This is a genomic window from Acidisphaera rubrifaciens HS-AP3 (assembly GCF_000964365.1).
Taxonomy (GTDB): Bacteria; Pseudomonadota; Alphaproteobacteria; order Acetobacterales; family Acetobacteraceae; genus Acidisphaera; species Acidisphaera rubrifaciens.
Window position 1 is genome coordinate 1 of sequence record NZ_BANB01000179.1, and the last position, 8986, is coordinate 8986.

The window sequence follows — 8986 nt, forward strand, 5'->3', positions numbered from 1 at the left end:
GTGCCGCATGCGGCGCGAGGGCGGGGAGGGCGGCGATCACCCGCTCGCGCCGCCCCACGCCACGGCGCGCCGCGCGCGCCGCCGTCGCCTCGATCTTCATGCGCGCCATGTCCACGCCCGTCGGGCATTCCCGCCGGCATGCCTTGCAGGACACGCACAGGGCGAGCGCCTCCGCCACGTCGTCGGATGCGAGGCCCGCGCGGCCGATCTGTCCCGTCAGCGCGAGCCGCAGGGTGTTGGCGCGCCCGCGCACGACATGCGCCTCGTCGCGCGTCACGCGATAGCTCGGGCACATCACCTCCGCGTCGAAGCCGCGGCAGGTGCCGTTGTTGTTGCACATCTCGACCGCGCCCAGCAGGCCGCCCGGATGCGCCGACCAGTCGAGCGCGGGCGGCCGGGATGCCGGCAGCGGCGCATAGCCGGGCGGGTAGCGGAACAGCGCGCGGTCGTCCATGCGCGGCGGATCGACGATGCGGTGCGGGTTGAGCAGGCCGCACGGATCGAACGCCGCCTTCACCTCGCCGAACGCGCGCACGATGCGGGCGCCAAACATCGCCTCGTGGAACTCCGAGCGCACGATGCCGTCGCCGTGCTCGCCGCTGTGGCTGCCCTTGTACTCGCGCACGAGCGCGAAACACTCCTCGGCGATGGCGCGCATGCGCGTGACGTCGGCCGGATCCTTCATGTTGAGCACCGGGCGGACGTGCAGGCATCCGACCGAGGCGTGCGCGTACCACGTCCCCTTGATGCCGTGCCGCGCGAACACCTCGTTGAGCCGCGCCGTGTAGTCGTCGAGATCGTCGAGCGCGACCGCCGCGTCCTCGATGAACGACACCGGCTTCGCGTCGCCCTTCATCGACATCATGATATTCAGCCCCGCCTCGCGCACCTGCGCGATGCGCGCCAGCAGCGCCGGGTCGGTCGCGCGCACGACACTGCCGGGAAAGCCGAGATCGCCCATCAGCGCATCGAGATCGTCGAGATCGCGCAGCAATGCCGCGTCGTCGTCGCCGTGGAACTCCACCAGCAGCAGGCTGTCGGGCTCGCCGATCAGCATCCGTTCGATGGTGTCGCGATAGAGCGGGATCGAGCGGCCGAGCTCGATCATCGTGCGGTCCACCAGCTCCACCGCCTCGGGGTTCAGCTCGACGATGTGGCGCGTCGCGCGCATCGCATCGCGGAAATCGGGAAACTGGCAGAGGCCGAGCACGCGGCGCGGCTTGATCGGCGCAAGCTTCAGCGCGAGCGAGGCGGAAAACGCCAGCGTCCCCTCCGACCCCACCAGCAGCCGCGCGAGGTTCTGCGCGCCGGCGAGCCGCGCGGCGGGCGTCAGCACCTCGATGTTGTAGCCGCCCACGCGCCGCAGCAGCCACGGGAAGCGGGCGGCGATTTCCTCGGCTTCGTCCGTGCCGATGCGGCGCAGCGTCTCGATCAGCGCCGCTATCCGTGGCGGCGTCTCTCCGGCCGCGTTGTCGCCGAGGGGGCCGAAGCGGTGGCGCGTGCCGTCGGCGAGGATGGCGTCGATCGACGCGACGTTGTCGGCCATCAACCCATAGCGGATGGATTTCGCGCCGCAGGAATTGTTCCCGGCCATGCCGCCGATGGTGCAGCGCGCGTGGGTCGACGGATCGACCGGAAAGAAAAGCCCGTGCGCGCGCAAGGCGCCGTTGAGCTGTCCGAGCACGAGACCCGGTTCGACCTCGGCGATACGACTTTCCCGATCGACCGATAGAACGCGACGAAGATGCTTGCTGGTATCGATGACGATGGCGCGGCTGACCGTCTGTCCGCACTGGCTGGTGCCGCCGCCGCGGGCGAGGACAGGCGTGTCGTGCTCGCGCGCGATCGCGATCGTCGCCGCCACGTCGTCGATGCTGCGCGGCACCACGACGCCCACCGGCATGATTTGATAGATCGAAGCATCTGTCGCATAGCGGCCACGATCGGCGGCGGAGAACAAAACCTCGGCCTCTGTTTCGCGCCGAAGCCGCATCTCAAGGCGCGGATCGGCGGCGAAGCTCTTGGCGGAGCCGGGATGAGAGGGCATGAGAGCGGCGACCTGCGACAAGGCGAGGCCCATCTGGCCCCGCGCCTGGCGCCGGGGCAAGACCGACAACTGCATAGCGGGAGGGAACAAGGCCGATGGCCAGCCAGTCGCCGACACCACAGCACGCCGCCAAGCCCAGCGGCCGCCAGCCGGGCCGCCATTTCCTGCATATTCCCGGCCCGACCAACGTGCCGGATCGCGTGCTGCGGGCGATCGACAACGCGATCCTCGATCAGCGCGGCCCGGCCTTCGGGAAGTTCTCGCTCGCCCTTCAGGAAAAGGTCCGCCGCGTCTTCAAGACGACCCAGCCGGTGATCATGTTCCCCTCGTCGGGTTCCGGCGCGTGGGAAGCGGCGCTGGTCAACACGCTGTCGCCGGGCGACGCGGTGCTGATGTGCCGGGTCGGCTGGTTCGCGACGCTGTGGTACGAGATGGCCAGGCGGCTCGGCCTGGAGCCGATCCTGATCGAGACCGACTGGCGTCGCGGCGCCGATGTCGAGGCGATCGCCGAGCAGCTGCGCAGGGACGGCGCGCACCGCATCAAGGCCGTCTGCATGGTGCACAACGAAACCTCGACCGGCGTGACCAGCCGGGTGGACGAGGTGCGGGCGGCGATGGACGCCGCCGGCCACCCGGCGCTGCTGATGGTGGACACCATCTCGTCGCTCGCCTCGATCGACTACCGGCATGACGAGTGGAAGGTCGATGTCTGCATCGGCGGCTCGCAGAAGGGCCTGATGCTGCCGGCGGGCCTGTCGTTCACCGCGGTGAGCGCCAAGGCGCTGGCGGCGCAGAAGACGGCGAGGCTGCCGCGCGCCTACTGGGACTGGCAGGCGATGCTGGATAACAACGCCACCGGGTATTTCCCCTATACGCCGGCCACCAACCTGTTCTACGGCCTCGACGTCGCGATCGACATGCTGGAGGAGGAGGGGCTGGACAACGTCTTCGCCCGCCACGACCGGCATGCGGAGGCGACCCGTCGTGCCGTACGTGCCTGGGGGCTGGAGACGCAATGTGCCGAGCCGCGCCATTACTCCTCGACCGTCACCGCCGTGCGGGTGCCGGACGGGCACAGCGCCGACGCGCTGCGGGCGAGCATCCTGGAGCGGTCGAACATGAGCCTCGGCAACGGCCTCGGCCCGCTGAAGGACAAGGTATTCCGCATCGGCCATCTCGGCGACCTGGGCGATCTGCAGATGATCGGCGTGCTGGGCGGGGTGGAGATCGGGCTGCGGCAGTGCGGCATCCCGCACAAGCCGGGCGGGGTGCAGGCGGCGGTGGACTTCCTCGCCGGCAACGCCTGATCCGCCGCATCTGAGCCGCGCCGCTTGTCCCGCGATCCAAGCGGCGCGGTGCACCCGCCACTGCCTCCGCCGGGCCGACGCGTCCTCCTGGACCGCGTCGGCCTGGGCGCGGGCCTGCTGGTGCCGCTGTTTCTTCTGCATGCCCGCTCGCTGGCGGACGCCGCCATGGTCGTCACCGGCGTGGCCTTCCTCGCGGCGTCCGCCCTGGATACCGGCCGCGGCGGCTGGGACTGGGTGCGACGCGGCTGGGTGCCGCTCGCGCTTGTCTGGTGGGGATGGCTGGTCCTGTGCTCGCTCCCGCTGCCGGCCCTCGGGCTGGGGGGCGGGGGATGGCCCGCCTTCGCCCAGGCGGTCGTGGTCATCCGGCTGATCGTGTTCGCGGCGGCGCTGGAGCACTGGGTGCTGGTGCGCGATGGTCCGCGCCGGGCAATGGCCGCCATCATCACCGCCTGTGCCGTCTATATCGGCGTGCAGGCGCTCTGGCAGTTCGCCTTCGGGGTCAACTGGTACGGCGAGGCGCCCGGCCGAGCCGGGGAGCTGACGGGCCCGTTCGACCGCCCGCGTGCCGGGCCGGTGCTGGCCCGCATCCTGCCGCCGGCGCTGCTGCCCGCCGTCGCCGCGCTGCTGGCGGTGCGACGTCCGGCGGCCACGGCGGCCGCCTATCTGCTGCCGCTCGGCGGCGTGGCCGTGATGGTGCTGATCAGCCAGCGGATGCCGCTGGTGCTCACCGCGCTCGGGCTCGCGGTGGCCGCGCTGCTGCTGCCCCGTCTGCGCCCCGCCGCCCTGCTGGCCGGAATCGCGGGCGCCGGGCTCGTGGCGGTATCGTTCGCGGTCTCGCCGGCGACATGGCGGCGGGTGGTGGTGCAGTTCTCCCACCAGCTGGCGAGCTTCGGCACCAGCCAGTACGGTTTCTTCTACCGGCGGGCCTTGGTGATGGCGCAGGCGCACCCGGTCTTCGGGCGCGGCTTCGACGGGTTCCGCACCGGCTGCATGCTGAAGACCTATGACCCGGCCGGGCTGGCGGCGGAGCAGGCACGGCTCGGCATCACCGAGGTCTGCGCCCCGCATCCGCACAATTTCTACATCCAGGCCCTCACCGATGCAGGCTGGCCGGGCCTGGTCCTGTTCGCCCTGCTGGCCGGCTGGTGGCTGGTCGCGGTGTCGCGCGGCATGTGGCGGGCGCGGCCCGATCCGTTACAGGTGGGGCTGTTCGTCGCCGTGCTGATCCAGCTCTGGCCGCTGGCCTCGACGCCCGGCTTTTTCACGGTGCCGCTGGCCGGCTGGTACTTCGTGCTGCTCGGCTGGGCGCTGGCCGTCGCGCGCGCGGGTCAGGCCGCCTCGGCCGCGGTCCGCGCGGGCGTGTAGCGCCAGACGCTCGCGGGCGGGAAGTTCAGCGGCGTCCAGGCTTCCCGGCGCGGCACCAGCCGGTGACGGCGCCACGGCAACGGCGAGGTCACGCAATAGCTGTAGTGCAGAAAACCGCGCCCGGGCGCGACCGCCTCGATCGCGCCGATGAAACGCTGCTGTTCGGCCACCGGCAGCAGCACGAGCGGGATGCCGCAGATGACGGTGCCGATGCGCCCGTGCAGCGCCGGGGACAGCAGATCGGGCAGCGCGCGGGCGTCCCCCTCGATCACCTGCACACCCGGTAGGCGCCGGCGCAGATGCGCCGCCATGTCCGGCACGATCTCCACCACGATCAGCCGCTCCGCCGGCAGGCCGGCGGCCAGCAGGGCGCGCGAGATCACGCCGGTCCCGGCGCCCAGCTCCAGCACGTATTCATCGGGCGCGCGCCGGGTATGGGCGGCGACCCGGCGGCAAAGCGCGGCCGAGGACGGCACGACCGAGCCCATCCGCAGCGGGTTCGACAGCCAGCCGCGAAAAAACATCCACGGGTTGGCGACCGGCGCGGCCACGTCGCGGGAATCGGCCGCGGGGGCTTCGGCGACAGCGGGTTCGACGGCTTCGCTCATGCACTTCCTCAGATTCTGACGGCTTGCCTGTAGCGGTGTCGGGGACCGCTAGCGCAAACCAACGCGCCGAGAAAGGGCGAGTGCATCCTGTCGCCAACTTGCAACGTAGTGCCGAGCGTAACGCTTCCGTTGGGCGCAACCAGAGGTTAAGGTGACGGGCATGCGGACGGCCTCGCCAGGCAACCGCCGTGAAAGGTGTTCATTCACGCTGCCATGACAGCGCGCATCCTGATCGTGGACGATGTCCCAGCGAACCTGCGGCTGCTCGAGGCGAAACTCGCGGCGGAATACTATCAGGTGCGCTTGGCCGACGGGGGCGCGGCGGCGCTGTCGGTCGCGCGGGCCTGGCAGCCGGACCTGGTGCTGCTCGACGTGATGATGCCGGGCATGGACGGCTTCACCTGCTGCGCGAAGCTGAAGGACGATCCTGTCACGCAGCATATACCGGTGATCATGGTCACTGCCCTCGGCGACCCGCATGAGCGGCTGCGCGGGCTCGACGTGGGTGCCGACGATTTCCTGACCAAACCGATCGAGTACGAGACGCTGCTGGCCCGAACCCGCGGGCTCGTCCGGCTGAAGCGGCTGCTCGACGAGTGGCGCGCGCGGTCGGAGACGGTGCGCGCGCTGGGACTCGACACGCCCCGACCCGCGCCGTCGATCGCCGGGGCGCGGGCGCTGGTCGTGGACGACTGGGATCAGGGCGCCCAGGCGGTAGAGGCGGCCCTGTCCCGTGACGGGATGATGACCGGCCGCGCGCGCAGCCGGGCGGAGGCGGCGGCGCTGACCGCCGCGGTGCCCTTCGACCTCATCGTGCTCAGTTTGTCGCTGGAGCAGGAGGACGCGCTCGCGCTCGCCTCCGGCCTGCGCGCGGCGGAGGCCACGCAGGACACGCCCCTGCTGCTGATCGCCGATCCGGCCCAGCGCGCCCGCCTACTGCGCGGCTTCGACCTCGGCGCCAACGACTGGGTGCTGCGCCCGGTGGACGATCACGAGCTGCGCGCGCGGGCCCGCAATCAGGTGCGGCGCAAGCTGTATCAGGACCGGCTGCGCGCCGATCTGGGGCGGGCGCTGCAACAGGCGCTGACCGATCCGCTGACCGGGCTGTACAACCGCCGCTATCTGGTCCGCCATCTGGAAGGTCTGCTCGCCACCGGGCAGGCATCGGATATCGCGGTGCTGATGATCGACATCGACCGGTTCAAGTCGATCAACGACCGCTACGGGCACGCGACGGGCGACCGCGTGCTGCAGGCGGTGGCGGAGGCGTTGCGCGCCCGCACGCGGGTATTCGATACGCTGGCCCGGATCGGCGGCGAGGAGTTCGTGCTGGTGATGCCCGGCGCCCGGGCGGCGGAGGCGCAGGCGGCGGCCGAGCGGCTACGCGCCGACATCGAGACGCTGGCCATCGACGTGGGCGACGGTGCCCTGTGCGCCGTGACCATCAGCATCGGCATCAGCGCCGCCATCACCCGGGCCGTCGCGGAGGGGGCCGGCGGTGCGGCGGCATGGCTGCTGGAGGAGGCGGATAAGTGCCTCTACGTGGCCAAGGACGGCGGCCGGAACCGCGTCGTCCTGCGCGGCGGACCCGCGCCGCTGGCAGGCACCAACGCGGCAACCGCGGCGGCCATCAATTAGGCCCCGGACCGGCCCGCGGCCGGCGATCCAGCCACGCACGAACGGCCGCTAAGACGCGTCGGCGCCTCGCGGCAGATGGAGGCGGCCGGCAGGTCGCGCGGGATGGGGCCGGCGGATCGCCGGCCCGCCGCATCACTTGATCTTGGCTTCCTTGAACGCGACGTGCTTCCGCACGACCGGATCGTACTTCCTCAGCTCCATCTTCCCGGTCTGGGTGCGGGCATTCTTTTTCGTCACATAGAAATAGCCGGTGTCCGCGGTGGACACGAGCTTGATCTGGACGACGTTCGTCTTGGCCATGGCGTGCGATCCTGGAATGCCGGTCTCTGGACGGCCGGTCTGCGGCGCGGTCGCGGAACATGGTCAAGTGAGGCGGCCGGGTCAAGCCGCTCGGTGCGGACGGCCGCGCCCGTCCGTCTATTGGCCCGTGGCCGCCTGTCCGGTCGCGGCCTGTCCCGTTGTCGTTCGCATCGGCGGCAGCAGCGCCGTCGCATAGCCGCCGGGGTGATCGATCAGCCAGCGGGCGACGCCGACGTCCTCTTCCCGTCCTTCGGCGGCCGGACAGGCACTGCGGATCGCCACCGCCTGCGCCGCCGGCACCGGCGCGCGGCTGTCGCGCTCGGTCGCGACGGCGCGGGCCATCGGCGCCGTGCCGCGCGACAGGTCCGCCAGTTGCTGCGCCACCTCGGCCTCGCCGAAGCTGGTGCAGACCTGCGGCATCACCCCCAGCCCCTGCAACGGCCAGCCGAGCGGTGCGATGACGCGACTCCAGGTGACGAACAGTTCGCCGCCGTCCGGCAGCGTGGTCACCGTCTGCACCAGGCCTTTGCCGAAGGTGGAACTGCCGACCACCACCGCCCGGCCACGATCGGCCAGGACGGCGGCCAGGATCTCCGCCGAACTGGCCGTGCGGCCGTCGACCAGCACGACGACCGGCAGGATGATCGGATCGGTCTTGAGGGAGGCCGCGAAGACATGATCCGCCTGCGGGTCGCGCCCGGCGGTGGAGGCGATGGGGCCGCCATCGAGGAACAGATCGGCGGCCGCGACCGACTCCAGCAGCAGGCCGCCGCGATTGCCGCGCAGGTCGATCACCACCCCGGCCGGCGGCCGCGCCAATGCCAGCGCCGCGCGCACCGCCGCCGCGAGATGCTCCGACGTGCTGCGGTTGAACCCGGTCACCCGCAGCAGCAGCGCGTCGCCCGCGCGCTGGATGAACACCGTCTCCGGCGGTACGAGGACGCGCACGAGATCGGTCGTCCGGCTGCGCCCGTCACGGCTCCGCCAGACAAGGGTGCAGGTGGTGCCCTCGGCGCCGGCGAGCCAGTCCTCGACGACGCCGGCCGGCCGGCCGCGGGTCGCCTGTCCGTCCACTTCCAGCAGCCGGTCGCCCGGCCGGATGCCCGCCAGCGCCGCCGGGCTGTCGCCGAGCACCTGCGTCACCACGATGCCGCCCCGGCGGGCCGCCACGCGCAGGCCGGTGCCCGCGTCGCCGGACCGGTTCTCCCTGTCCTCGGTCGCGGCCTGCGGCGGTTCGTAGCGCGAATACGGGTCGAGGTGATTGAACACCTCGTCGAAGAAGTTGCGCATGATCCCCTGCGTGCCGGCCCGGCGGACGGGCGCGGACGCCGGATAGGCGGCGGCGGCGAGATCGGCGGCGAGGCCGGCCCAGGCGGCGGTGTCGCCGACCGGCGGCGGCGGCAGTTCGCGCAGCACATGCCCGTCGAAGGCCAGCCGCACCTCCGTCTCCGATGCGGTCGCCTCGACGCGCGGATCGAGCGCCGTCAGCCCGTGCAGCCCCCATACCGTCAGTTGCGGCACGGGGACCGGATCGAGGATGCGCGGCGCCATGAACGTCAGCGCGGCGGCATAGACATCGGCCACGGCCGCGGCGTCGAAGCCGGGCGGCCCCCCGGGACTGCCGCCCTGCGCCGCCGTCGGCGTGGCGAACAGGCAGAGAAGCAGCAGCACGCACAACACGAAGCCCAGCGCGGGCGCGCCGCGCCATCGCGACCGGCGCC

Annotated in this window: 7 protein-coding genes; 3 read left to right on the top strand and 4 right to left on the bottom strand. The window is 71.8% G+C overall.

Going from position 1 to position 8986, the window contains the following annotated elements; translation table 11 throughout:
* Window positions 1-2047 (bottom strand): FAD-binding and (Fe-S)-binding domain-containing protein (locus tag B8460_RS06520; RefSeq protein WP_048860779.1); only part of this gene is annotated, 2047 nt, incomplete at its 3' end.
* 95 nt (window positions 2048-2142) lie between these two features.
* Here B8460_RS06520 and B8460_RS06525 point away from each other — a divergent pair.
* Entirely contained in the window at window positions 2143-3354 is a 1212-nt protein-coding gene (locus tag B8460_RS06525; protein ID WP_048860773.1) for a pyridoxal-phosphate-dependent aminotransferase family protein, read from the top strand.
* 120 nt (window positions 3355-3474) lie between these two features.
* The gene (locus B8460_RS06530; protein WP_148360410.1) at window positions 3475-4719 is read left to right on the top strand and encodes an O-antigen ligase family protein; all 1245 of its coding nucleotides are present in this window, start codon (window positions 3475-3477) and stop codon (window positions 4717-4719) included.
* Here the strand turns inward: B8460_RS06530 and B8460_RS06535 are convergent.
* Window positions 4683-5327 (bottom strand): class I SAM-dependent methyltransferase, encoded by a 645-nt coding sequence (locus B8460_RS06535; RefSeq protein WP_048860775.1) that lies wholly within the window; start codon window positions 5325-5327, stop codon window positions 4683-4685. The genes B8460_RS06530 and B8460_RS06535 overlap by 37 nt on opposite strands.
* A gap of 213 nt (window positions 5328-5540) precedes the next feature.
* Between B8460_RS06535 and B8460_RS06540 the strand changes: the two genes are divergently transcribed.
* Window positions 5541-6965, top strand: a complete 1425-nt coding sequence (locus tag B8460_RS06540; RefSeq protein ID WP_048860776.1) for a PleD family two-component system response regulator — start codon at window positions 5541-5543, stop codon at window positions 6963-6965.
* Window positions 6966-7097: 132 nt separating this feature from the next.
* On the opposite strand, the gene rpmG is transcribed toward B8460_RS06540, so the two are convergent.
* Both rpmG and B8460_RS06550 read right to left on the bottom strand, forming a co-directional pair.
* Window positions 7098-7265, bottom strand: a complete 168-nt coding sequence (rpmG, locus tag B8460_RS06545) for a 50S ribosomal protein L33 (protein WP_048860777.1) — start codon at window positions 7263-7265, stop codon at window positions 7098-7100.
* A 117-nt stretch (window positions 7266-7382) separates the two neighbouring features.
* A partial coding sequence (locus tag B8460_RS06550) for a S41 family peptidase (protein WP_148360412.1) occupies window positions 7383-8986 on the bottom strand: 1604 nt, incomplete at its 5' end.

Bases quoted from the DNA above. Each gene is read 5' to 3' on its own strand.
- B8460_RS06525 (WP_048860773.1), top strand. From the start codon at position 2,143: ATGGCCAGCCAGTCGCCGACACCACAGCACGCCGCCAAGCCCAGCGGC.
- B8460_RS06535 (WP_048860775.1), bottom strand. From the start codon at position 5,327: ATGAGCGAAGCCGTCGAACCCGCTGTCGCCGAAGCCCCCGCGGCCGAT.
- B8460_RS06540 (WP_048860776.1), top strand. From the start codon at position 5,541: ATGACAGCGCGCATCCTGATCGTGGACGATGTCCCAGCGAACCTGCGG.
- rpmG (WP_048860777.1), bottom strand. From the start codon at position 7,265: ATGGCCAAGACGAACGTCGTCCAGATCAAGCTCGTGTCCACCGCGGAC.